Below are 23202 nucleotides of genomic sequence, written 5' to 3'. Positions count from 1 at the left end.
CCCCCGACTCTCCGCCAGCGGGTCGAGTCGAACGGAGGGAAGCCGGCTATATGATTATCAGAGCCCCGGTGCGCACCAGTTCGTCCCAATCGCCGACTTCCGCACTACGCACCCCATCAGGATGTCGTGCGGCCCCGGTGTCGGAAGCGGCAGATCGTTCATCAGCACCATCTCTTCGCAACAGGCCCTGATGGCATAGCCGCGCATCGTGGCTGGAGAACTTGCGGTGTCGCTCATGGCTAGTCTCCTGTGATAGCGCTGTCGCGCGGACGGTCGTGACGCTGGGGCGGGACGTTCAGGTATCTGAGACTGAGGAAAGCATAACAAATCACCGCAGCGGTAAGACCAAGCAGGATGTAACTGGTTCTGGGCAATAGCAGGGCAAACCCGATCAACACGAATACGATCAGGGTGTTGACGACCAGTTGGCGCCGCAACTCGGGACGCTCCATGAAATAGCCGTACTGCTTGCCAATGAAAAAGCAGACCGCGCCGATGACCGACAGTACTCGGAAATCGGATACCACTATGTCGTCCAGGATCGCGTGCCGGATCATGCTGGCCAGGATCGACAGGCCGATGAAAACGAAAAAATGCGAGTACAGGACCGAATGGCCGGTCGCGAGCTTCTGTTTGGACAGCAGGTGAAAACTGTCAAAGTAGACCCACCAGATGCTCGATATCGTCACGAAGCCGGTGGCGGCGGTCATCAGCCTCTCCACACTCCAGCTGATATTGGCCAGTCCCGTCGACAGGCTGATAACGGACTCTCCCAGCATGATGAGCGTGAGCAGACCCACGCGCTCGATCAGGTGTTCGGTATGCGCTGGGATGCCTTGGAGACGACGCGGCAAAAAAAAGATGAACACAATCAGATCGAACAGTATTCCAAGGTAAAACACGACATAACGCTGTGGCGCCGGGAACAGGATCGAAGCGAGGCTGATGGTGGTGCCAGCGACGATTACCCAGCCAACTGCCGTTGTGACTGCCTCGCTTTCCTCATGCCGGTATTTGGACACGAAATACATCATGGCGACGATGTATTTCGAACAAGCGTAGCAGACGATGATAACGTCAAAGCTGGCCAGGAATCGTTGGTCGATCAAGCCTGAGATGATAATCAGCAGGAACATGATGAACAGGGTTGCCACCCGATGCTTCCGGTCATCGGCATCGAACCGATTGGCATACATCGTGTGGCTGGCCCAAATCCACCACAAAGGTATGAAAATCAGGACGTATTGCCAGAACTGGAGTGGGTCAAGATGACCATCGTGCGTGTGGCTCAAGATATGCGTTACGTCACCGATCGCTACCACAAAAATCAGGTCGAAGAACAACTCGAGCCAGGTGGCGCGGCGATTGGGTTCGAAATATTTTGTGTTGTGCATATCGCCTCATTGTCGTGCTTGCGCCGGGGGCACGTCCGCGGGTTGTGTCGCGATAAGAATGGCAGGACGAGGCGGCTCACGATTATCTGGGATTGGTTACATAATGATCGAATAGTGAGCGCTGGTGGCTCGTAAGCACGCCGGTATCTGTCATGATACTTCCTCACGGTTTGTCCATTGGATTGCGGATGCGGGAGATCTGCATGTCCGGTTCGCTAAGCGGGATGTGGAGACGGGGTTAAGGCGACGGTTACTCGGGCACCGCCAGACGAAGGGGGCGGCAACAGACAAACCGAACCTGCCGCTAGCGCGCCACATCTCGACTCTACCGAAACTGTGAGTTGGCGAATGCAGGAAACGACCCTCTGCTGCGCGACGCTGTTAATGGCGGCAACCCGACACATCGCCGACGTCCAAGGAAGCCTCGTCGAAGGTCCGCAAAGGCCAAGAACTTGCCGGCCGAGACGGCTGCTCGAATGGCTGTTCCACTTTGGAAGCAGCCGTAGCGCGGGCGTCGGGTCGAAGGGCAGATGTGGGCCGTAAGTGTGACTTCGCTGATGCACGGGTACCGTCCTGCCGGTCCACGTCGCCAACGCCGTCAGCTCGCCAAACTGCCAACGTTAAACGCGACTTGCGCATGCCACGCTTACCTGGGAATTTTCTTCGTATCCGAGAAATCTATGTGTGGCGTGAGGATAAAGCCGTTGCCTTACGGACGAAGCATGTATCGCGGCCCCATCAGCCGCCTAGCATAAAAAGTAGGTTTCGGCTTCTTTTGCGAGCGGCCATCCATTCGATTGAGTGCGCATGCTCGCGAGTTGCTCGCGCGCGCGGGCGAGGGCATCGAGAAAAGCGCGCAATGTCTGCGTCATCGGCCGGTCGTCGAGGCGGCGCCGCTCGATCGCGCGTGCGATGTTGCGGCGGATCAGCGCCGTCTGAGCGTCGATATAGCCGATGCAATGCCGCGCAAGCACCGGCGACATTGCGCCAATGAAGAGCAACGCGGGCACGAGCGAAATGGTCCGGTATCCGTTCTCGGGAACCTGAGCCAGCGCGCGGCGCGGATCGGCAGCGAAGTCGCGCCGTAGTGCATCGGCGATCGTGCGGCCGCACCACTCGCGCTCCGTTGCAAGCGCGCGACGCCTGCGTTCCACCGCCGCTTTCGCGTCGTTGGCGACGATACCGCCGTTCGCGACCAGTGCCGGCTCGCGCCGCTCGCCCGGCTCGATGCATTGCGCACCGAGCCAGCCCTCGCCGAACGAGCGCTGCGCCAGAACGACATGTTGCAGACGGTCTGGCACGAGCGGGTCGAGCGGCACGGCGATGCACTGATCCGGTTTGCCATCGGCATGCAGGCGGCAAAGGCCGTCGTCCGCGAGTGCGGTACAACGGCCGGACGAAGCGTAGTCGATGGCCTGTGTCGTCACGCTGATGGAATCGCCATGCGCCCCGATTGAGAAGGTGTGTAGCCGGGCGAGCGCGTCACAAGCGCTCGCGTGCTCATCGCTCAGAAGGGTTTCATATGGGCCAGTGCGCACACGCTGGCCCGCCCGCACGGGCGGTGCCCGGCTGATCGCAATGGCGCCGATGAACACATCGCGATAGCGGAACAATTCGCGTAACGACAACGCGGGCGGGCTATTGCAGCACTTGCCGCACGCCGTGCATTCGAACGAAAACGCATGTGGAAACGGGCTCACCATGGTCGGCGCACCGAATCCTGATAGCGCGCGAGGATGAAGCGGGCGACGTCGCCGGAGTGATAGGCGCGCACGAGTTGCGCGACCCACGGCGCGTTCGCTTCGCCCGAACGCACCGTGAGCACGTGTTGCCAGGGCGAGCGGGCATCCTCGATGCCGATGCTGTCGCGTCCGGGCATCAGGCCGGCGTGCGCGGCGTCGTCGGCATTCATTGCGACGAAGCTCGCCGTATCGAGCATCGCGTACAGCCGGGCGCGTGGCACACGACGGATGAGCAGGCCGTAGCGGTTACTCGTGATATCCGCGACAGTGGGCGAAAGTCCCGCACTGTCCTTCAGCGTGACGAACGCATAGTTCTGCAGCAAGATCAGCGCACGCGCCATGCCGGGCGCATCGTCGGGTATGGCGATGGTCGCGCCGCGTGTGAGTTGGGCGAGCGATGCGAGCTTGCGCGAGTAGAACGCCATCGGCAATGTCACTGTCGCGGCGACACTTCGAATCGCATAGCCGTCGCGCCTGCGCCGCGCGTCGAGGCTTGCTTCGTCCTCGAAGCTGGCCGCGTCGATCGAGCCCCCCGCCAACGCGGCGTCGATGTGCGATGGGTTCTCGAAGACGACGATATCGAGTCGCAGCCCTTGCTTCGCGGCGACGTCGCGCACCTGCGACATGATCTGGGATTCTTCGCCCGCCGTCACGCCGATACGAACAGCGCGCGGCGCCGCATCGACGAACGTGCAGCAGACGGCCACGAGCGCGCCGAGGAGAGTTCGACTCAAACGAATCACTCATCCCTCGATACGGTGCGAAAGCCGATATGCGAGGCGGGCAGATCCGCTTCCTGCTGCTCGCGCGACGACGCCCGATAACGCACGCAGTAGTCACGCGAGCACAGAAACGAGCCGCCCTTGATGACCATCGCCGTATCGTGCCGGCGCGTGGCGGGGGCGACGGCCGCGGTGTCTCCGTTCGAATGTGGCTGGCGCGCTCCCGTGTACGGATCGCGGGTCCACTCCCAGGCATTGCCGATCATGTCGTAGAGCCTGAAATCGTTGGCCGCATAGCAGCCGACTGGCGAGAGACCCGCGTGACCGTCCTCGGCCGAATCGAGCACGGGAAAGACGCCTTGCCAGTAATTCGCCGATGGCTTGCCGTGCGTATCGCGCGGGGCGGCGTCCAGTTCAGCGCCTTCGTGACCGGCCTTGCCCGCGTATTCCCACTCGGCTTCCGTCGGCAGGTCACGTCCGAGCCAGTGCGCGTAGGCGAGCGCGTCGGCGAGCGTGACCATCGTGACGGGCTCATTTTCGTGGCTCTTCCACGTGCTCGAGGGACCTTGCGGATGCTTCCATGACGCACCCTTCACCCACGACCACCACGCGAGATCGCGTGCGTTCATTTCCTCACGCGTGGGCACGTGAAAGACGACCGCGCCGCCCTGGCGCTCGGCTTCAGTCACATAGCCGGTGGCCTCGACGAAGGTGGCGAACTGCGCATTCGTGACATCGGTCTGGTCGATCCAGAAGCCTCCGACTTTCGTTCTTCCGTCGCCGGCGGGACGCTCGTCCTCGTAACCGAGCTTGCTGCCGAACACGAACTCGCCGCCGCTGAGATGCACCATGCCCGCGTGCGAATCGTCACGCCAGTGCGCGGGCAGGCCAGTGTAACGCTCGCATTGCTGCTCGGAGCCGAGCGGTGCAAGCGCGCGTGTCAGATTGCGCGGATCGAAGCCGCGATCGGAGTCGACAGCGAGCGCGGCGCCGAAGCCTCCCGCGAAGAGTATGCCGATAACGAGCGCCGCGCCGCCGATGGTCTGCCAGTGTCGTTTCATGTCGCGCTCAGTAATAGCCGCGCGGACGTAGCGGCTCGACGCCTCCGACCGTGCTCATATAGGTGTTCCACTGCTGCACGAGACTGTCGATGATCGACGGATTCTGCGTCGCCACGTCGTTGTTCTCGCCGCGGTCGGCCTGCAAGTCGAAGAGCTGCCAGTGTCCATCGACGGGACCGCTCGGCGGTTCGGTCCACAGCGCCTTCCAGCGGCCGTCGGAGCTGCGCAGATAGCCGCGCCCGTAGGCCTCGTCGCCGAATGCGGCGGTGTGTACTTCGCCCGACGCATCGCCATTGAGCAACGGCAACAGCGATTGACCCGTCACCGGATACACATATCGGTTGTTGTAGACGACCTTGCCCTTGTTCGAATCGACGCCCGTCAACGTGTTGACGAGCGGCGGTGCAGCTTGCGTCGGCGGATCGATCTTCGCGATCGCGAGGAAGGTCGCCGTGTTGTCGGTGACGTGCGTGAATGCACGCAGCGTGGGCAGTTGCGCAGCCTGACCGGGCAGATGCACGATGAGCGGCGTCGACACACCGCCTTCGCCCGCGTAGCCTTTGGTGAGACGGAACGGCGTAGCGCTTACTTCGGCCCAGCGCAGGCCATATTGCAGGCGCTGTGCGTTCTGCTTGCCGTTGTCGGTGCCGAGCGTCGGGTAGATCGCGTCCGTCGCGTTCGCGGTGTCGGTTGCGGTCGGGTCGGCGCCAGAATCGATCGGCCAGCCTTCCGCTCCGTTGTCCGACTGGAACATGATGAATGTGTTGTCGTATTCACCGATGTCCTTCAGATGCTGGATCAACAGCCCGATGTTGTGATCGAGGTTCTCGACCATGCCCGCGTAGATTTCCATATAGCGCGCCTGCGCTTTCTTCTCCGCGGTGGACAGACTGTTCCAGGACTTGTCGACGGTTCCCGGGCCATAGTCGCCGTAACCTTGCGCTGCGCTATGCACGGCGCTGACGTACTTCGCGTTCGCGGCGCCGTTGTTCGCCGTCGCGGGCGATTGAGTCAGTGTTTCCGGAGCACCCCGGTAGGGCGTGAAGTCGGCCGGAATGATGCCGAGCGCTTTTTGTCGCGCGATGCGCGCACTTCGGATCGCATCGTAGCCGGCGTCATACTTGCCCGCGTAGTTGTGCAGATAAGGCTCCGGCACCTGCAGCGGCCAGTGTGGCGACGTGTACGCGGCGTACGCGAAGAACGGTTTGCCGTCGCCCTTGTTCGAATCGATGTAGGCAATGAGCTTTTGCGTGTAGAAGTCGGTCGAATAGAACACGGCCGGACTGCCGCCCGTGCCGCCCGGCTGACCGGGCTGTCCCGGTTGCACGTATTGCCCGTCCTCGGTGTAATTCTTCGAGCCTGCGGGTTCATGCGCAAAGTGATTCGTCGCCGCGCCGCCGAGCAGCGCGTAGCTGCGCTCGAAGCCCCACTGATCCGGCGTCTGTCCGCCGCCCGTCGCGCTGCCGACGATGCCCGAGCCGATATGCCATTTGCCCGCCATGTAGGTGTGGTATCCGCCGTCTTTGAGCAGTTGCGCCACCGACAGCGCGCGATCGTTCAAGTAGCCTTCGTAACCAGGCAGACCCTTGCGCTCGTCGGTGGGCACGCCCATCGTCCCTTCGCCGACGAGATGATGATCCGTGCCCGAAATCAGCATCGCTCGCGTGATGGCGCAGACGGTGCCGGTGTGATGATTCGTCAGGATGCGGCCCGACTGCACCAGCGCATCGAGGTTGGGCGTATTGATCTCACCGCCGAAGGCATGAATGTCCGAGTAGCCGAGATCGTCGGCCATGATGTAGAGGATGTTGGGACGCTTGGCGGCGGAGGCGACAGGCGTTGTGACGGGCGCGCCGTCGTCGGAAGAACCGCACGAGGCAAGCGTAAACAGACTGCCTATGGCAAGCGCGACTGCGGCGCGACGGAGCGCAATCGAACGGGACGAGATCATTGTCGTTATGGTAGGCCGTTGGAATGGAGCGGCGATGTTAGCAACGCGGCCCGGTGCGCCAAAGATCGATTTCTGCTTTGCTCCGCAGCGTGAACGATTTGTGTCGGTGCACGTCGCTCGTTGCCCGCCCTCGTGAATACAACGAAGGGCTATGTGAGTGCTGATCCTCGACTGTCATCGCGCGCTGCAAGAAGTACCGCCGCGCTATCCGGATCATCACTACGGTGTTCATGGGGAGCCTGCACAGCACTAGGCGCGGCCGTGGCTTCAGCTCGATCGCCGGATGGCTCGGCGCGCTCTTGAGTGTGATGCCGCTGCCTGACAAGCGTGGACCCTACCGTGATTCCGGTCGAAGATATGGTGAGCAAGATAAAAGTGGCGGTTGAAACTCGCAGCCACAGCGATTTCCAGATCGTTGCGCGCACCTTGCGCCCCAGCAGAAAATTGGATTCTCCCTAACCATTTATCCAGCGTCGGGCTTCTTAACCGTCGCAAAGGCGCTTGAAGATGTCTACGGGCAGATTCTCGCGTCGAAGTACGGAAGCCGCCGACGACGGGATGTATCCGTTCTCAGAGATGTGTGAGTTGATCGGGTTCCCTGCAGTGTGGGCGTTCGATCGCGCGCACGCCGACGAGGGCGCGACACGGCTCAATTTTCATCGTGCTCGTTTTAGGCCGCCGCTGTTCCCCTCGACGTTTGCACTATGCGCCTCCGCGGCCGACTAATTGCCCAACAGGGATTCAGCCGAACGGCCGTTGCAAATTGGCGGCCGTCGGTGGTTTCAAGTTCGGACCGTCTTGCATCATTCCTACCCGACTGATGTGTGACCTAGGAAATCGGCTCGAGGTGAACGAGCACTCCGCCTTGTTGAGCGGAAGCGTAGGCCGCGTCCATGACTTGCATCATCAGCTCCGCGTCGCGCAACGATGCGATCGGCTTTGCGCCGGTTTGGCTCTCGGCGAGCACCCGCTTGACGAACAAGGGGTAGTAGATATCAGTCTCGAGCTGGAGTCGGCGGCTTCGCGTACCTGCCGAAAGCTGATTCCGGTCGCGGAACTCGATTCTGTCCGGGCCAGACTTCGCGTACATACGGTCCGAAGAAAAAGTGAAGGAAAATTCGCGCTGCTCGTCGGCGGTACTGGGAAAGCTGTATCCCGTCTCGATAAGGCCGATCACGCCATCTTCGGTCTGCATGGTCACAAGCGAATAGTCTTCTACGGCGCCTCGATGCGTTCTTGCGTTCATGACGGCCGAGACACGGGCAACCTCCTTGCCTGTGAGCAGCCGGAAAAAATCGATGAAGTGTGTCGCCAGGTTGATAGTGGATCCACCGCCGGAATAAACGGGGTTGACTGCCCAACCGGAGCCTGATGCTTCGTATCGACTCGGCGGTCCAGCAACGAAACGAAATGACATGTAGTTAAAGTCGGATGGTATGCGTCCCTCCGCTTCTCCAAGTGACCCGAGCAACTCGCTCATTCGGAAGATTAGCGGCACCGCGCAATAAAGATTCGCTTCTTCGGTCAGCGTGCGAAGCCGGGTGACTTGAGACATGTTGACGCCGCACGGCTTTTCTAACGCAAACGGAATGTTCCGCGCAATTACGGCCTCGGCAAGCGCAGGCATCTCGGAGTGCCGCCCGAACACGAAAGCGAAATCGACCTTCTCGCGCTCAAGTAACTCGTAGGCCGACGAGTAAAGCTTGCATCCGAAGCGTGCAGCGATCGCTTCGCCCTTCGCTTGCTGCGCATCGGAGACGGCAACCACCTCGATCCCGGGCGCTTCGAGCGCATCAAGATACAGCGGGACATGCCAGTGGCTCACCTCCAACAAGGCAACTTTCATACATGTTCTCCTTCGTAGATTCCGCCCGTTCTTGATTGAAGGGGTAACAACTGACTTAATTCGGCCGCTTTTCGCGACTGGGGCCGTGCGTGGCTGCTACGCTGCTCACGTCGCGCCGACGTCCACCCCGGCTCGGCCTTCAGGGCGGTAATCGAACCCGAGAAAGCGCAGTGCGTATAACGCCTGTCCTTGATGCATTGGACCGCCGTCCTGGGTACGGCATCCACGTGCCTGCGCGGCTCGGAGCAGCGGCGTCGGCTCGGCCGCATTAATGATGTCTACCACGATAGTGCCCGGTGCGAGCCGCTCCGGATCAACTGGCATGGCGTCGCTTGCTTTCATGCCGAGCGGCGTCGCATTGATCACGACCTCGAAACCATCCGGATCGGATGGCCCTGAATGCACAGCACGACCCGTTTCGGCGGCGACAGACGCCGCAAGATCCCTGGCACGGTGCTCGTCGACATCGGAGATCGTCAGCTTGCTAGCGCCTGCGTAAGCGACGGCAAATGCGATCGCTCTACCCGCGCCTCCTGCGCCGACGAGAAGCACCGACTTATTCGCCGGATGGTTGCCTTCCCACTGCATCCCAAGAACGCAGCCGATGCCATCGGATATCGCGCCGACCCAGCGACCATCCGGTTCGCAGCGGATGACGTTGAGCGCGCCGACCTCGCGAGCAGTCGAATCCAGCTCGTCGACAAATGCGAGCATCCGTTGTTTATGAGGCATCGTGACCAGCATGCCGGACAGATTGCCCATCGCTCGTGCTCCGCTAACGAAGGCCGAGAGGTTATCTGCCTTGACCCAGAAAGGAACGCAAGCCGCATCGGCGCGCTGTTCGAGAAACAGCCGGTTCAACAGTTGTGGCGACTTCGCGGAACTCAGCGGGTCGCCTACCAAACCGTAGAGGCGCGTTGTACCTGAGATATGTGATTGCATTTCGGTTTGATGTTCGATCTAGGACGAAGGTCAATTCGTGCACATTCGAACCGGCATACGGCGCCGAAGTGCACCTTTGCAGTGATGTCGAGCCTGCGTTGCGCCCACGCGCTGATTACGGCGAGCAGGCGGCTGGCGGCTGCTTAAGACCGCACCTTACTGGCAAACTCGGGTTCAGCGGCATCCTTGCTAGCCGAGGTTATGGCTTCGCTGCGTAGACGCTCATATTCGGCCTTCGGTACGGGAATCGCGTTGCGGTCGCCCAGATCGGCGAGGCGGATGCGGTAGGTTTCCCGGGTAGTGAACGCCGCAAACGCTGCGACCAGGCAGATGCCGAACGTGAGAAAGCCGATCTTCAACGGGATGTTGGAGGACCCGGGGGGCGCGACCGCGACGAAAAGCGACGGCAGCAAGGCACACAAAGTCGTCCCGACGTTTTGTCCAATCGCCATGCCGGTGACACGCACGCGCGTGCGGAACAGTTCGGGGAAGAGACTCGGGAACACGCCGTTGAAGCCTTGGTAAGCGACGCCCCACATGAGCATGGAAAAGACCAGTGAGAGCCAGATACTGTGGATGCTGATGGCGTACAGGTAGCCGAAAGCAAGGACCCCGGAGCTCAAGACGCCGACCAGAACCGGGGGCCTGCGACCAATCTTGTCCGAGAGGTTGCCAACGAGGGGGATCAATATTACGGAGCAAAGGTTGCCAAGCACCGGCACCCACAGAAAAACGGCGGCAGGAAAGCCAATGCCATACGCCGGCTGGACTGCATAGGTAGCACCGAACACGGTCGCTAGAAGCGCGGTGACCGCGGCAAGTGCCATGCCGACAACGCGCAAGACATCGCCCCAACTCTCGCGCAGGACCTCGATGACCGGAGAGGGAGGAACCTCTCCGTGTGCCTGTTCTTCAGAAAACGCGGGGGTTTCATCGACCTCGCGCCGAATGATGTAGCCCGCGATGATCACGACGACGCTCAGCAGAAACGGAATGCGCCAACCCCAGGAAGCAAACTGATCCTTCGGCATGAAGTGGGCGAGCGGTAAGAAGACGCCTGCCGCGAGGAGTTGCCCTGCCTGCACCCCTTGAAGGGTAAAGCTTGCGAAGTAGCCACGCCGTCCGAACGGCGCATGTTCGAGAATCATGGAGCTGGCGCCGGACATCTCTCCGGCGACTGCGAATCCTTGAATGAGCCGCAGGATGACGAGCAGCACTGGCGCCCAGATGCCGATCTGCTGATAGGTGGGCAAGAGGCCAACACACATCGTTGCGACGCCCATTAAGAGCATGCAGAAGATCAAGACCGTCTTGCGTCCGTGGCGGTCGCCGATGTGCCCGAGCACCATTGCCCCTATGGGTCGTGCGACATAGCCGACGCCAAAGGTCGCCAGGGAAGCGACGATGCCTACCGTTGGATTGTTTGAGGGAAAGAACAGCTGCGGGAACAGCAATGACGCCGCAGTCGCGTAGATGAAAAAGTCGTAGTACTCGAGCGCCGAGCCGATCCAGCCACTAGCGGCTGCGATCTTCGACTGGCGCTTGCCGTGAGGCTTAGCCGGTGCCTTTGCGTTCATGCCTGTCTCCATGGGTGATTGACTTTCCGGTGTTGCTGGTCTATTGTTGTAACACCGTTCCAATAGGAAGGATGTTACGCAAATCATGAGAGTTGTCAAGGGAGCAGTTGACCGGTCGCTGCAAGCGATCGAGTTGCTCGCACGTGAGGCGCGCTGGATGCGAATGTCCGACATCGCCGCCGAGCTCGAGTTGGAGAAGGGCCCCGCCCATCGAGTGCTTGCGCAGTTGTGCGAGCAGGGCTGGGCTGAACAGGATGAACACACATCCCAATACCGTCTGACTCTGAAGTTGTCCCTGCTCGGTCAGCGGTATTTGCATGGGCTTGGCCTGCCGGGCCTGGTGCAGCCGATCCTCGATGAGGTGGCCGCGCAATGCCGAGAATTGGTTCGCCTGACCGTAGTCAGCGAAGGGACGCTCGCGTGGCTGGCGTCCTCCCAAGGCGCGGCACCGGGCCTCATGTATTCGCCGTCAATGGATAGCCCGATTACCTTGCATACAACGGCGAACGGCAAGGTGTGGCTGGCGTCGATGCCAAACGACCGGGCGGTCGAATATGCATTGCGCGGGGGACTCGGAAAAGCAGCCACCCGCGCCTCTGGCCCTAAGGCGATCACCGGCGTCGAGCAGTTGATTCCGGAGTTGGAACTGACTCGGCAGCGCGGCTATGGGCTTGTTGTAGAAGAAGCCGAGCCTGGCGTTGCCGCGTTGGCGGTGCCCGTGCAGTCGTTGACCGACGGTACGGTGGTCGGCACGATGAGCATTGCTGGACCCGTAATGCGCGTTCAGCCCGAGCGTTATGACGACTTCTACACGTTGTTGAAAGAAGCGGCTTCGAAGCTAGGTGCGGTATGGCCGCGCCGGAGCGTTGAGGCTAACGTAAGTGAGGCGGCTTGAAGATGACAGCCCCAGCACAGGCCGCCGAGGCAATCGCCAGTCCGCGCGAACAGGCAGCACGCCTTCTTGTGACAGCGCGCCAAAAAGGCGCGCTCGTCGAGAGACTGCCCGTCGAGCTACAGCCTGCGAATGTGGACGACGGTTTCGCGATCCAGCAAGAGGTCAGCCGACAACTAGGGCGGCGGACTGGCGCATGGAAATGCGCGCTTCCGCGCCCGGGCAAAGTCATCGCCGCTCCGATCTACGACGCTGATATTCATCGAGGCCTTGCATGTCGCATGCGCGGGTCTCCGCGTGGCTCTGTAAGGGCAGAACCAGAACTGGCCTGCCTACTGGACCGCGATCTGCCGCCACGGCGTGAAGCCTATGGCGAAGCCGAAGTGCTCGACGCTCTTGGGGACACGCACGTCGCGCTCGAACTGCTGGGCAGCCGCTATGCGCATCCCGAAGAGCTGACGTTCCCTGAACTACTGGCAGACGGGCTGTTTAACGCGGGCCTGGTTCTCGGACCCCGCGTTAGGCTCCTCGATGGCGCCACGCCGGCTGATCTCCCCGCGGAATTCAACGTCAGTCTGAGCGGAGTCGGGGAAGAAGCGGTCACCTTGGCGGGACGCCACCCCGATCGGGGCGTGCTCGCGCCGATCGTATGGCTCGCCAATTTCGTTCGCGTCCGCGGCCTCGGACTGTACGCAGGCCAAGCCGTAATCACCGGGTCTTACGCGGGCGTTCTGGAATTGCCAGTCGGTCGCGAGCTGCGTATCGGCTTCGGCGAGCTCGGCACATTACCACTTACTTTACTGTTTTGAGAGGAGTACTAGATGCGTCTCGTCCGTTTCGGCCCGCCTGGTCAAGAGCACCCCGGTATCATCGATTCGAGCGGCGCGATCCGCGATCTTACCGGCATCGTGAACGACATTGACGGAACGACCGTCTCACCAGTCGGCCTTGCAAAGCTGAGCGAACTGGATCTGAGTCGTTTACCTGTCGTTAAGGCAGGGACGCGTCTCGGCGCTTGCGTCGGCAATGTCCGTAATCTCGTGTGCATTGGTCTGAACTACTCCGATCATGCTGCTGAAACCGACACGCCGATACCGCTCGAGCCTGTGGTGTTCAACAAGCACACGGGCTCCATCAGCGGCCCCAACGACCCGGTCGTCTTGCCCTCAGACGCACAAAAGCTGGATTGGGAGGTGGAGCTCGGCGTGGTGATCGGCAAACCCGCGTGGCAAATCGACGAAGCCGACGCGCTGGAGCACGTGGCGGGCTACTGCCTCGCGAATGATGTTTCCGAACGCGCCTATCAGCTCGAACGCGAAGGCCAGTGGACCAAGGGTAAGAGCGGATTTTCGTTCGCTCCGCTTGGTCCGTGGCTCGTGACGCGCGACGAAGTTCCCGATCCGCAGGCGCTCGACCTGTGGCTCGACGTGAACGGTACGCGCCGTCAGACCGGCAACACGCGCACGATGATTTTCAACGTCGCGCATATCGTGGCGTATCTCAGCCGCTTCATGCCTTTGATGGCTGGCGACGTGGTCATTACGGGCACGCCTCCCGGCGTAGGCCTCGGTCAGAAGCCGCCAGTCTTTCTCAAACCCGGCGACACCATGACGCTCGGCGGCAGCGGACTCGGCGCGCAGACCCAAAAGGTCGTGCAGTACGCAGAGTCTCTTGGCGCGGCCTGGGGCCGCGGCGAATATCCATCGGCACTGTAAGACGATTCTATTTTTAAAAAGGGAGGAGATATGAGCCTTGCTGGAACGGGCGTCGTCGCAATCTGGCATGACCTGCTGCCGGAAGCGAAAGATGATTTTTACGAGTGGCACAACCGCGAGCACATGCCCGAACGAGCGGGCATCCCTGGGTTCAGGCGCGGTCGGCGCTTCATAGCAATGGATGCAGGTCCGGAGTACTTCAATCTGTACGAGGCCGACACCGTCGAGGTGCTCGGCGCGCAAGACTACCTTTCTCGGCTGAATACGCCGACGCCGTGGACCAAGCAGGTCGTCGCCTCTTTCCGGAGCGTCGCACGCTCGATCTGTCACGTCGCCTATTCGGACGGCGTTGGGCAGGGTGCCTATCTCATGACGGTGCGCTTCGACGTGCCTTCGGATGCCCGGGCAGAGGTCGTGAAGGGTTTGCGTCAGCGCGTGCTGCCGCCGCTCGTGGATCTGCCAGGTATCACGGGCGTGCACCTGTGCCTTGCTGACGAAGCGGTCAGCAAGGTGGAAACGGCGGAGAAGAAGGCGCGCTCAGAAGGCACGCAGGTACCCACGTGGATCGTGTTAGTCGAAGGGTGCCGGGCGGACTATGCGCGTTCAGCCGTGGACCGCTTCGTTTCGGGACTGGCGGCATTGCCCCGGCCCGGCGCAACAACGCCGGACACGACGCTTTATCAACTCGAGTACACGCGCTGCAAAACACCCTGGAGCGCTGGCTAAGCGGTTAAACGTCGTCTGTCAACCGCTTCACGGCGCGTCTCGCGAGCCCCATGTGGCTAGGCGCGACCCGCTGTTACCGTGAGAAACGTAGGAGTAGTGCCATGTCGTTGAATATTGCCGACACGTCCGCCCGATCCGCCGCGTCGATGTCGGCTCGTGTCATACGGCTCAATCCTGCCGACGATGTCGTTATCGCACTCGAACAGCTTGTGTCCGGTACGGTGATTGACAAGGAAGCGGTGACAGTCTCAGGACTGATCCCGCCCGGGCACAAAGTGGCGACACGGGACATCGGGCAGGGTGAGGCGGTGCACCGCTATGGCCAGGTAATCGGCTTTGCCAGTCAGCCGATTCGCGCGGGGCAGCATGTACACACCCACAACCTCGCTATGGGCGACTTTGCGCGGGACTACGCGTTCGGTCAGGCCGCGCGTCAGACTGTACGCTCGAACGAGCCCGCAACATTTCAAGGCATTGTGCGCGCAGACGGCCGAGTTGCCACACGCAACTACATCGGGATCCTTACCTCGGTAAATTGCTCGGCCACGGTTGCGCGAGCCATTGCTGATCATTTTCGCCGCGACATTCATCCAGAGGAACTAGCCGCGTTCCCGAATGTTGATGGCGTCGTGGCGCTCACACACGGTTCCGGTTGCGCAATCGATTCGGAGGGCGACGGTCTTGCGATTTTGCAGCGCACGCTCGGCGGCTATGCATGCCATCCGAACTTCGCAAGCGTGCTGGTCGTGGGTCTCGGTTGTGAAACGAATCAAATCCCGCGACTTCTGGAGACGCAGGGACTCCGAGAACACGACCGCTTGCGAACGTTCACGATTCAAGACAGCGGTGGGACCACCTTGACGATCGCGAAGGGAATAGAACTGGTTCGGCGCATGTTGCCAGAAGCAAACAACGTAAGGCGAGAGTCGGTCAGTGCAAGTCATCTCACAGTCGGTCTCCAATGCGGAGGGTCCGACGGGTATTCGGGCATTACCGCCAATCCGGTGCTCGGCGCTGCCGTCGATCTGCTGGTGCAACACGGCGGCACCGCGATTCTCTCGGAGACGCCCGAAATCTATGGCGCGGAGCACTTACTGACGCGCCGCGCCGAAACGCCCGAGGTGGGCCGGAAGCTGATTGATCGCATCAAGTGGTGGGAAGCCTATGCGCATCGGCAAGGGGCGCAGATCAACAACAATCCGTCTGCGGGCAACAAGGCAGGTGGCTTGACGACCGTTCTTGAAAAATCGCTGGGAGGCATCGCGAAAGCCGGTTCCACCAATTTGACCGAAGTGTACGAGTACGCCCAGCCGATCACGGCGCGTGGCCTTGTTTTTATGGACACGCCGGGCTACGACCCAGTGTCGGCAACGGGCCAGGTAGCAGGCGGTGCGAACCTGATCTGCTTCACCACGGGGCGTGGTTCAGCTTACGGCTGCGCGCCCACGCCGTCGGTCAAGCTCGCGACCAACACGGCTCTGTGGCAACGACAGTCCGATGATATAGACCTGAACTGCGGAGAAGTGTTGGAAGGACGAGCGACGATCGAGCAACTGGGTCGAGTCCTTTTCGAATTGCTGCTAGATGTCGCCTCGGGGACCCGTTCTCGCAGTGAGCGGCACGGCTATGGACAGAACGAATTCGTACCTTGGCAGATTAGTGCAATCATGTGAGCGCGCATCAACATCAATTGACAATCTTGATTCTGCTAACCAGGTAGCGGTCTTCGCCGCAGGCCTTTCCTAGGCAGGCGCGTCTATGCGAGGGAGCGCAGTTGGAGGGCGGCTATGCATCGGACATCCGCCGCTCGACACTCGCCGGATCGAAGGTCTGCTTGGGGTCGAGGCTGTATAAAAACGCGTTGGTTGCCTATAGTTAGTCAACGGGTCTTTCGACGGTGGCCCATGAAGCGATTTATTGAAGGCGCGGCGCGAGATCAAGTTGCACTGCTACCTGAGTGTCCCGACGATTACGTCGATGCCGATAACGCCGTACGGAGCTTGACCTGATAGGTCTTGGCTTCGAGCGAGCCTCGCCCTCGTTGGTGGGCAGACCGGCATATCATCCGTCGACCTTGCTCAAGCTTTACATCTACGGGTACTTGAATCGAATTCAATCGAGTCGCCGCCTTGAGCGGGATGCGCGACGGAATCTCGAACTGATCTGGTTGACAGGCCGGCTGGCGCCTGACTTCAAGACCATCGCGGACTTTCGGAAGGACAACGGCGTTGCGATCTGCAAAGTCTGTCGCGAGTCGTGTTGCTTTGCCGCCGGTTGAAGCTATTCGCAGACGCGACCGTTGCTATCGACGGCAGCAAATTTAGGGCGGTCAACAACCGTGACAAGAACTTTGCCGGCCGCAAGCTTCCGGCTCGCATGGAGCAACTGGAACAAAGCATTGCCCGCTATAAGGATGAGCTGGACCGGGCCGATCGAGAGCCGGCGAGCCTGCCGGTGAACGAATCGTAGCTCCGGAACTTCGCGCCATCCGCCGTCGATACAGCCGTGTCATTCTTTGGTATATGACCCCCGCTGATCGATGAGTGGCAACTCGGCGTAGGGCGCGCCAATTTACTAATTGGGGGTTTGCACCGTCGGAGACGCTTGGCAAACGCCCTGCCTTATTGATACTAGGTGGCCAATACGCCTCCCGGACAGCCTAAGACGACTGCGAAGTCCAATGAGTGCGCGCTCGAGGTCACGACAGTTCGCGGCCTTCGTCGGTCTCACGTCGCAAAGCTGTATTTACAACGGTGTTATCGCTTTGCGGTCTCCGGGTCGCGCAGCGCCGTGCGATCCCAGCCGCCTCCTAGCGCCTTGAGCAGTTGAACGCTAGCATTCAGTCGGCGCGCGTCGATCGTCTCGCCGTTGCGCTGGTTTTCGAGCGCGATGGTCTGCGCGCTGGCGACCTCCAGATAGTCAACTGCCCCCGCGTGATAGCGGTTCGTCGCGAGCCTCAGTGAGAGCTCGGCGGCGGCCGTCGCTCGCTGCTGGCTCTGCGCCTCCTGCGCCAGTGTGTTCAGCGTGTTGAGGCTGTCCTCGACTTCCTGAAAGGCCGTGAGTACCGTCTGCCGGTAATCGGCGACGGCTCCTTCGTATTGAGCGTTCGCCTTGGCGAGCGTGGCCTCGCGGCGGCCGCCGTCGAATAGCGTGCCCGTCAGTTGAGACCCGAGCGACCAGAACAGACTCGATGCTGTGAGCCACGGCGCGAAAAATGTACTCTCCAGTCCCGCCGATGCCGTAAGCGTGAGATCGGGATAAAAGGCCGCACGTTCAACACCAATCTGCGCATTGGCGGCCGCGACCCGGCGCTCTGCCGCGGCTATGTCGGGGCGGCGTTCAAGCAGTTCGGACGGCACTCCTGCCGGAATGTCCGGGAGTGTGATCGACCACGTCTTGGACGGAAGAGTGAACGAAGACGCCGGCACGCCGCACAGCGTCGCGATGGCGTCCTGCATGTGCGTGCGCCTCACGTCGATGTCGCTGTCCTGCGTGCGGGCGCTTTCGAGTTGAGTTTGCGCCTGCGCGACGGCGGAGGCATCGACGGCGCCATCGTCAAGCTGCTGCTGGAGGATGCCCAGCGAGGACCCGTAGGCGGTCACAGTGTCGTTGAGCAACTGCTTCTGACGATCGAGCGAACGTAACTCGAAGTAATCGGCGGCGAGTTCGCTCGTGACCGATAGCCGCACGGCTTCGAGATCAGCCTGGCCTGCCTGCGAGCTGGCGCTGGCCTGCGCGGTGGCGTCCTTCACCCGGCCGAAGAGATCGGGCTCCCAGCTGGTGACAAGCCCCGCCGAATAGTCGGGAATCGTCTTTCCCGCGAGAGCCCGATGCTGAAGATTCTGCGACGTGCGAAAGCGCTCCTGTGAAACGCCTGCGCTCACCGTCGGTGCGTAGCCCGCACGCTGATAAGCTACGATCGCGCGTGCTGCCTCCAATTGCGCGACTGCCTTCTTCACGGTTTCGTTCGAAACATCGACCCGCTCTTCAAGCTGGTCGAGCTCGCGGTCACCGAATACGGTCCACCAGGGGCCGCGCGGCGTACTATCGCCGGGTGACGCGACCGTCCACCCGGCCGACGGCTGGGCGGCTGAATAGTGCGCGGGAACGTCGACAGCAGGCGCACTGTAGCGTGGCAGTGTAGAGCAGGCGCCTAAGGTGCCTGCGAGGCACACGGCAAGCACCGCGCGGAAGGGCGCCGCAGAGAGATCGAGCATGATGTGTGTCCACTTACGTTTTGCTGTTCGTACGAAGGGCTTCGCCGTCGCGAATCGAATCGCCTGGGTTGTCTATCACGCGATCGGCCGGCTGGAGTCCCGTCGCGATCTCGACATAGACTCCGAAGTCACGTCCGATGGTGACCTGCTTCAGCTTTGCCTTGCCGTCGCTGCCCAGTACCGCGACGGTCACGCCAGCGGGCCGGAACAGGAGCGCGCTCGCCGGAAGCTGGAGTCCGGGCGAGGAGTTCGGAAGCGAGAGATGAAGCTCCGCGTAGGCGCCCGGCATCAGCGCACCATCCCGGTTGTCGATATCGGCCTCGACGTGCAACGTGCGGCTCACAGGATCGATCGCGCCTGCGCTGCGCGCGATGGTCGCCGTGAAACGGCGCCCCGGATATTGCTGCGACGTGAGATAGACCGCAGCGCCCGGCTGCACGCTTGCCGCATCGTCCTGAGGCACATCGGCGAAGACGCGCAGGCGGTCCGTCTGCTCGATATGCATCAACTCTCCGCGCATGCCTGCCAGGCCCGGCGCGCCGCCCGCCGTCACGAGCGAGCCGATGTCAATGTTGCGCACGGTGATCACGCCATCGAATGGCGCGGTCACTTTCTGGTACGACACCATCTCCTGAAGCTGCGTGACATCCGCCTGCTTCGACTGCAACGCGGCGCGCTTCGCGTCGCTGTCGCTGGTCTTCGCATCGGCGTCCTGCTGCGAGACGGATTGCGTCTGAAGCATCGTCTGCCAGCGCGAGGCCGTGCTGCTCGCGAAGCGATAGTCGGCTTCTGCCATCGCAGCATCGGCGCGGGCTTGCTGAAGATGCGCGTCGAGCTCGGGCGTCTCAATGCTCGCAAGGAGCTGTCCGGCCTTCACGTGCGTGCCGATGTCCGCGTACCACTGCCGCACATAGCCGCTTGTGCGTGCATAGATCGAAGCATCGGCCCAGGGCATCACGGATGCGGGCAGAAGCAGTTCCTGCGTCGCGGGCGCCTGCTTCGGCGAGATCGTCGAGACGATCGGCTCGCGCTGCTCGTCAATCTGATGTGTCTGCGCGGCGCGCGCATGCAGCCGGGGCATGATGCCGGCGACGAGCATGATCGCGACGAGTCCGGCGATCGCGGCAGGGATCGGGCGCAGCCGCGTGGGAGTGGGCGATTCCATTCGAGGTCCTCATTCGATGCTTGGGGGGAGTTCGGCAGATCCGGGCCGGTTCGTGCGACGCTTCGCCAGCCAGCCGTGCACCATGCCGAACACCACCGGCACGAATATGAGCGTGGACAGGGTGCCGATGGCGAGGCCGCCAATCACTGCGCGGCCGAGCGGCGCGTTCTGTTCGCCGCCGTCGCCGAGGCCGAGTGCCATCGGCATCATGCCGATCAACATGGCGAGCGCGGTCATCAGCACGGGGCGGAATCGGTTGAAGCCGGCATCGAGCGCGGCGGCGAGCGGTGGCGCGCCGCCGAGCAGTGCGTCGCGCGCGGTATTGATGACGAGAATGCTGTTTGCCGTCGCAATGCCGATGCACAGGATTGCGCCGGTAAGCGCGGGCACGGAGAGCGTCGTCTGCGTGACGAAGAGCATCCAGGCGATGCCCGCCATCGAACCCGGCAGGCCGCTGATGATAATGAGCGGATCGATCCACGACTGAAAATTCACGACCATCAGCAGATAGACGAGGGCAATGGCAAATACGAGCCCGAGGCCCAGGCCACTGAACGATTCGCTCATCGACTGCACCTGACCGCGAATCACGATAGACGAGCCGGGCGGCAGGTGCGCGCGCTCGGCGTCGACGAGCTTGGTCACGTCCGCGGCGACGCCGCCGAGATCGCGATACTGCGTCGACGCGAAGATATCCAGCACGGGCTGCACGTTGTAGTGTGAGACTACGGCCTCCTGCTCGCTGCGCGAGGTGGTGCCGAGCGTGCCGAGTTGATTCTGCGGATTGAGCGACACGTTCTTGGTCGTAACCGGGATGTTCGCGAGCGATTGCAAGGAATGAATGTCCCATTGCGGCACTTCCGCCATCAGCGGATAACTCACGCCGTTCTTCGGATCAAGCCAAAAGTTTGGCGTCGTCTGCGAGCTGCCGCTTAACGCGATCAGCAGGTTCTGTGCGACGTCGCGCTGTGTGAGCCCCGCCTGCATGGCCTTCGTTCGATCGACGTTCACGTTGATGGTCGGTTCGTCGCCAGGTTGCTGAATGCGCGCATCGACGAGACCCCGCACGCCGCGCATTTCATCGAGCAGACGATTCGCGACCGCGCGGTTCTCATCGAGCCTGTTGCCGACGATCTGCACGTCGATCGGCGCGGGCAGGCCGAAATTGAGAATCTGGCTGACGATATCCGCGGGCAGGAAAGCGAAGCTCACACCGGGAAACGAAGCATTCAGCACATTTCGCAGCTTCGAGACGTACAGCTCGGTCGGCTGGTGTTTCGGCGCGAGCGTGATAAGGATGTCAGCGTCTTCGGGGCCGATCGGGTCCGACGAATCGTATGTCAGGTTGATGCCGCTCACCGGCACGCCGATGTTGTCGAGCACTGCGGCCTGTTCGTTCGCGGGAATTAAGCTGCGGATTTTCGCTTCTACCTCATCGGTGATGCGCGCTGTCTCTTCGATGCGCGTTCCGGTTGGCGCGCGCAGATGCAGGCGAATCTCGCCGGTATCGACGGACGGGAAGAAGTCGCGTCCTTCGAATGGCACCAGCACGAGAGATGCGAGGCACAGCGCGATCCAGAGCGGCACGAAGCGGCGTCGGTTGTCGATGGCCCGTTGCAGCACGTCTCGATAGCGTGCGCGTAAAGCTTCAAAGCGATTTTCGAACGCCGACTGGAAGCGCGTCAGTGCACCGCCGATGCCACGCACCGCCTTGCTCGTTTTCGATGGCGCGCGCATCAGATACATCGCCAGCGTCGGAATGAGCGTGCGCGAAAAGAAGTACGACGCGCACATCGCGAAGATCACGGCTTCGGCGAGCGGCACGAAGAGATAGCGCGCGACGCCCGAAAGCAGGAACATCGGCACGAAGACGATGCAGATTGAAAGCGTCGAGACGAAGGTCGGCACTGCGATCTCGCCGGACCCATTAAGGATCGCGCCGTGCAGCGGCTCACCGTTCTCAAGATGATGCGTGATGTTCTCGATTGCCACGGTCGCATCGTCGACGAGAATGCCGACCGCGAGCGCAAGCCCGCCGAGCGTCATGATGTTGAGCGTCTGACCGAGCGCACTTAGCGCGATCAGCGATGTAAGCACCGCGAGCGGAATCGACACCGCGATGATGAGCGTCGCGCGCCAGCTCCCGAGGAACAGCAGGATCATCACGGCGGTGAGGCAGGCCGCGATCAGTGCCTCCCGCACGACTCCCGAGATCGCGGACTTCACGAATACGGACTGATCGGAGAGCGGCGTGATCTTGAGCGCCTTGGGGAGGCCGGCTGCGATTTTGGGAAGCATGGCCTTGACCTGACCGATGATCGTCAGCGTCGATGCGCTGCCGGTCTTCTCGACCTGAAGCAGCGCCGCGCGCTTGCCGTCGGACCGCACGATGTTGGTCTGAGGTGCGAAGCCGTCTATCACATGCGCGACGTCGCGCACATAGATGACGTCGCCCTTCGCGGTCTTGATCGGCAGGTCGTTCAATGCCGCGACGGTCTGCGTGCTGCCGTTCATCTCGACGTTGTATTCGCGCGTGCCGATCTTCGCGGTCCCGCCCGGCAGTATCAGATTCTGCGCGTTGACCGCATTGACCACGTCGACGGGCGCAAGGCCTTTCGCCTGCAGCTTTGCCGGATCCAGCTCGACCATGATCTGACGGATCTTGCCGCCGTAAGGCAAGGGCACGGCGGCGCCCTGAACCGTTGCGAGTTGAGTGCGGATGAAGCTGTTGCCGAGATCGTAAAGCGTCTGTTCGGGCAGCGTCTTGCTGGAAAGACCGAGCTGCAGCACCGGAACGGTCGAAGCGTTGTACGTGATGATGTTCGGCGGTAGCGTGCCCGGCGGCAGCACGCGAAGAATCGATGCCGAATTGGACGCCGCCTGCGCAATGGCGCGATTGATATCCGCGCCCGGATGAAAAAAGATCTTCACGACAGAAACGCCGTTGAGCGCTTGCGATTCGATGTGCTCGATATCGTCCACATCGGTGGTCAGCGCGCGCTCGTAGTTCGATGTGATGCGCTTGGCCATGTCTTCCGCCGAGAAGCCGTTGTACGACCAGACGATGCTGACGACCGGAATGTCGATGTTCGGAAAGATGTCGGTGGGCGTGCGCAGGATCGCGAGCGGCCCCAAAATGAAGAGGAGCACCGCGAGAACGATGAACGTATAGGGCCGTCGCAGGGCCAGTTTGACAATCCACATGGTGCTGGTCCGTTTGAAAGGTGGGCGAGCGGTAGACGCGCGATTGCA

At 61.6% G+C, this 23202-nt stretch carries 17 protein-coding genes and 1 pseudogene; 6 read left to right on the top strand and 12 right to left on the bottom strand.

Going from position 1 to position 23202, the window contains the following annotated elements; genetic code table 11:
- Positions 1-57: 57 nt before the first annotated feature.
- The 9 genes from NCR38_RS28580 to NCR38_RS28540 form a co-directional block, all read right to left on the bottom strand.
- Positions 58-237 carry a hypothetical protein gene (locus NCR38_RS28580; protein ID WP_061121609.1) on the bottom strand — a complete coding sequence of 60 codons (180 nt, stop codon included), beginning with the start codon at positions 235-237 and terminating at the stop codon, positions 58-60.
- Between the two features lie 2 nt (positions 238-239).
- The gene (locus tag NCR38_RS28575) at positions 240-1394 is read right to left on the bottom strand and encodes a low temperature requirement protein A (RefSeq protein WP_061121610.1); all 1155 of its coding nucleotides are present in this window, start codon (positions 1392-1394) and stop codon (positions 240-242) included.
- Between the two features lie 746 nt (positions 1395-2140).
- Entirely contained in the window at positions 2141-3097 is a 957-nt protein-coding gene (locus NCR38_RS28570; RefSeq protein WP_061121611.1) for a hypothetical protein, read from the bottom strand.
- Positions 3091-3843 (bottom strand): MetQ/NlpA family ABC transporter substrate-binding protein, encoded by a 753-nt coding sequence (locus tag NCR38_RS28565; protein WP_250478034.1) that lies wholly within the window; start codon positions 3841-3843, stop codon positions 3091-3093. Before NCR38_RS28565 ends, NCR38_RS28570 begins: the two co-directional genes overlap by 7 nt.
- 32 nt (positions 3844-3875) lie before the next feature.
- Complete coding sequence (locus NCR38_RS28560; protein WP_061121612.1) at positions 3876-4919, bottom strand: formylglycine-generating enzyme family protein; 1044 nt, start codon at positions 4917-4919, stop codon at positions 3876-3878.
- Between the two features lie 7 nt (positions 4920-4926).
- On the bottom strand, positions 4927-6870 hold the full coding sequence (locus NCR38_RS28555; protein WP_061121613.1) for an arylsulfatase: 1944 nt from the start codon (positions 6868-6870) through the stop codon (positions 4927-4929).
- Positions 6871-7699: 829 nt separating this feature from the next.
- Entirely contained in the window at positions 7700-8716 is a 1017-nt protein-coding gene (locus NCR38_RS28550; protein WP_061121615.1) for a Gfo/Idh/MocA family protein, read from the bottom strand.
- A gap of 105 nt (positions 8717-8821) precedes the next feature.
- Positions 8822-9658, bottom strand: a complete 837-nt coding sequence (locus tag NCR38_RS28545; RefSeq protein WP_061121616.1) for a shikimate dehydrogenase — start codon at positions 9656-9658, stop codon at positions 8822-8824.
- A gap of 143 nt (positions 9659-9801) precedes the next feature.
- Entirely contained in the window at positions 9802-11235 is a 1434-nt protein-coding gene (locus NCR38_RS28540; protein WP_061121636.1) for an MFS transporter, read from the bottom strand.
- 85 nt (positions 11236-11320) lie between these two features.
- On the opposite strand from NCR38_RS28540, the gene NCR38_RS28535 reads away from it, so the two are divergent.
- The 6 genes and pseudogenes from NCR38_RS28535 to NCR38_RS28510 form a co-directional block, all read left to right on the top strand.
- Positions 11321-12130: an IclR family transcriptional regulator gene (locus tag NCR38_RS28535; RefSeq protein ID WP_061121617.1), complete on the top strand. Its 810-nt coding sequence runs from the start codon at positions 11321-11323 to the stop codon at positions 12128-12130.
- A gap of 2 nt (positions 12131-12132) precedes the next feature.
- Positions 12133-12936: a 2-keto-4-pentenoate hydratase gene (locus tag NCR38_RS28530; RefSeq protein ID WP_250478020.1), complete on the top strand. Its 804-nt coding sequence runs from the start codon at positions 12133-12135 to the stop codon at positions 12934-12936.
- A 12-nt stretch (positions 12937-12948) separates the two neighbouring features.
- Positions 12949-13842: a fumarylacetoacetate hydrolase family protein gene (locus NCR38_RS28525; protein ID WP_061121619.1), complete on the top strand. Its 894-nt coding sequence runs from the start codon at positions 12949-12951 to the stop codon at positions 13840-13842.
- Between the two features lie 30 nt (positions 13843-13872).
- Positions 13873-14568 (top strand): hypothetical protein, encoded by a 696-nt coding sequence (locus NCR38_RS28520; RefSeq protein ID WP_061121620.1) that lies wholly within the window; start codon positions 13873-13875, stop codon positions 14566-14568.
- Between the two features lie 101 nt (positions 14569-14669).
- Positions 14670-16241 carry a UxaA family hydrolase gene (locus NCR38_RS28515; protein WP_061121637.1) on the top strand — a complete coding sequence of 524 codons (1572 nt, stop codon included), beginning with the start codon at positions 14670-14672 and terminating at the stop codon, positions 16239-16241.
- Between the two features lie 231 nt (positions 16242-16472).
- Positions 16473-17007: pseudogene (locus NCR38_RS28510) on the top strand (transposase); the annotation flags it as partial.
- 317 nt (positions 17008-17324) lie between these two features.
- On the opposite strand, the gene NCR38_RS28505 reads toward NCR38_RS28510, so the two are convergent.
- Genes NCR38_RS28505 through NCR38_RS28495 form a run of 3 tightly spaced genes read right to left on the bottom strand, consistent with a single transcriptional unit; the run spans position 17325 to position 23154 of the window.
- Positions 17325-18785 (bottom strand): efflux transporter outer membrane subunit, encoded by a 1461-nt coding sequence (locus NCR38_RS28505; protein ID WP_061121623.1) that lies wholly within the window; start codon positions 18783-18785, stop codon positions 17325-17327.
- Between the two features lie 13 nt (positions 18786-18798).
- The gene (locus NCR38_RS28500; RefSeq protein WP_061121624.1) at positions 18799-19950 is read right to left on the bottom strand and encodes an efflux RND transporter periplasmic adaptor subunit; all 1152 of its coding nucleotides are present in this window, start codon (positions 19948-19950) and stop codon (positions 18799-18801) included.
- Between the two features lie 9 nt (positions 19951-19959).
- Entirely contained in the window at positions 19960-23154 is a 3195-nt protein-coding gene (locus NCR38_RS28495) for an efflux RND transporter permease subunit (RefSeq protein ID WP_061121625.1), read from the bottom strand.
- Between the last annotated feature and the right edge of the window lie 48 nt (positions 23155-23202).

Source organism: Caballeronia sp. INML1 (assembly GCF_023631085.1).
GTDB lineage: Bacteria > Pseudomonadota > Gammaproteobacteria > Burkholderiales > Burkholderiaceae > Caballeronia > Caballeronia turbans.
The sequence above is the reverse complement of the archived record's forward strand: the minus strand, read 5'-3'. Positions and strand labels throughout refer to the sequence as shown.

Excerpts from the sequence above, each read along its gene's own strand:
- NCR38_RS28580 (WP_061121609.1), bottom strand. The coding sequence starts at position 237 with ATGAGCGACACCGCAAGTTCTCCAGCCACGATGCGCGGCTATGCCATC.
- NCR38_RS28575 (WP_061121610.1), bottom strand. The coding sequence starts at position 1,394 with ATGCACAACACAAAATATTTCGAACCCAATCGCCGCGCCACCTGGCTC.
- NCR38_RS28570 (WP_061121611.1), bottom strand. The coding sequence starts at position 3,097 with ATGGTGAGCCCGTTTCCACATGCGTTTTCGTTCGAATGCACGGCGTGC.
- NCR38_RS28560 (WP_061121612.1), bottom strand. The coding sequence starts at position 4,919 with ATGAAACGACACTGGCAGACCATCGGCGGCGCGGCGCTCGTTATCGGC.
- NCR38_RS28555 (WP_061121613.1), bottom strand. The coding sequence starts at position 6,870 with ATGATCTCGTCCCGTTCGATTGCGCTCCGTCGCGCCGCAGTCGCGCTT.
- NCR38_RS28550 (WP_061121615.1), bottom strand. The coding sequence starts at position 8,716 with ATGAAAGTTGCCTTGTTGGAGGTGAGCCACTGGCATGTCCCGCTGTAT.
- NCR38_RS28545 (WP_061121616.1), bottom strand. The coding sequence starts at position 9,658 with ATGCAATCACATATCTCAGGTACAACGCGCCTCTACGGTTTGGTAGGC.
- NCR38_RS28540 (WP_061121636.1), bottom strand. The coding sequence starts at position 11,235 with ATGAACGCAAAGGCACCGGCTAAGCCTCACGGCAAGCGCCAGTCGAAG.
- NCR38_RS28535 (WP_061121617.1), top strand. The coding sequence starts at position 11,321 with ATGAGAGTTGTCAAGGGAGCAGTTGACCGGTCGCTGCAAGCGATCGAG.
- NCR38_RS28530 (WP_250478020.1), top strand. The coding sequence starts at position 12,133 with ATGACAGCCCCAGCACAGGCCGCCGAGGCAATCGCCAGTCCGCGCGAA.
- NCR38_RS28525 (WP_061121619.1), top strand. The coding sequence starts at position 12,949 with ATGCGTCTCGTCCGTTTCGGCCCGCCTGGTCAAGAGCACCCCGGTATC.
- NCR38_RS28520 (WP_061121620.1), top strand. The coding sequence starts at position 13,873 with ATGAGCCTTGCTGGAACGGGCGTCGTCGCAATCTGGCATGACCTGCTG.
- NCR38_RS28515 (WP_061121637.1), top strand. The coding sequence starts at position 14,670 with ATGTCGTTGAATATTGCCGACACGTCCGCCCGATCCGCCGCGTCGATG.
- NCR38_RS28505 (WP_061121623.1), bottom strand. The coding sequence starts at position 18,785 with ATGCTCGATCTCTCTGCGGCGCCCTTCCGCGCGGTGCTTGCCGTGTGC.
- NCR38_RS28500 (WP_061121624.1), bottom strand. The coding sequence starts at position 19,950 with ATGGAATCGCCCACTCCCACGCGGCTGCGCCCGATCCCTGCCGCGATC.
- NCR38_RS28495 (WP_061121625.1), bottom strand. The coding sequence starts at position 23,154 with ATGTGGATTGTCAAACTGGCCCTGCGACGGCCCTATACGTTCATCGTT.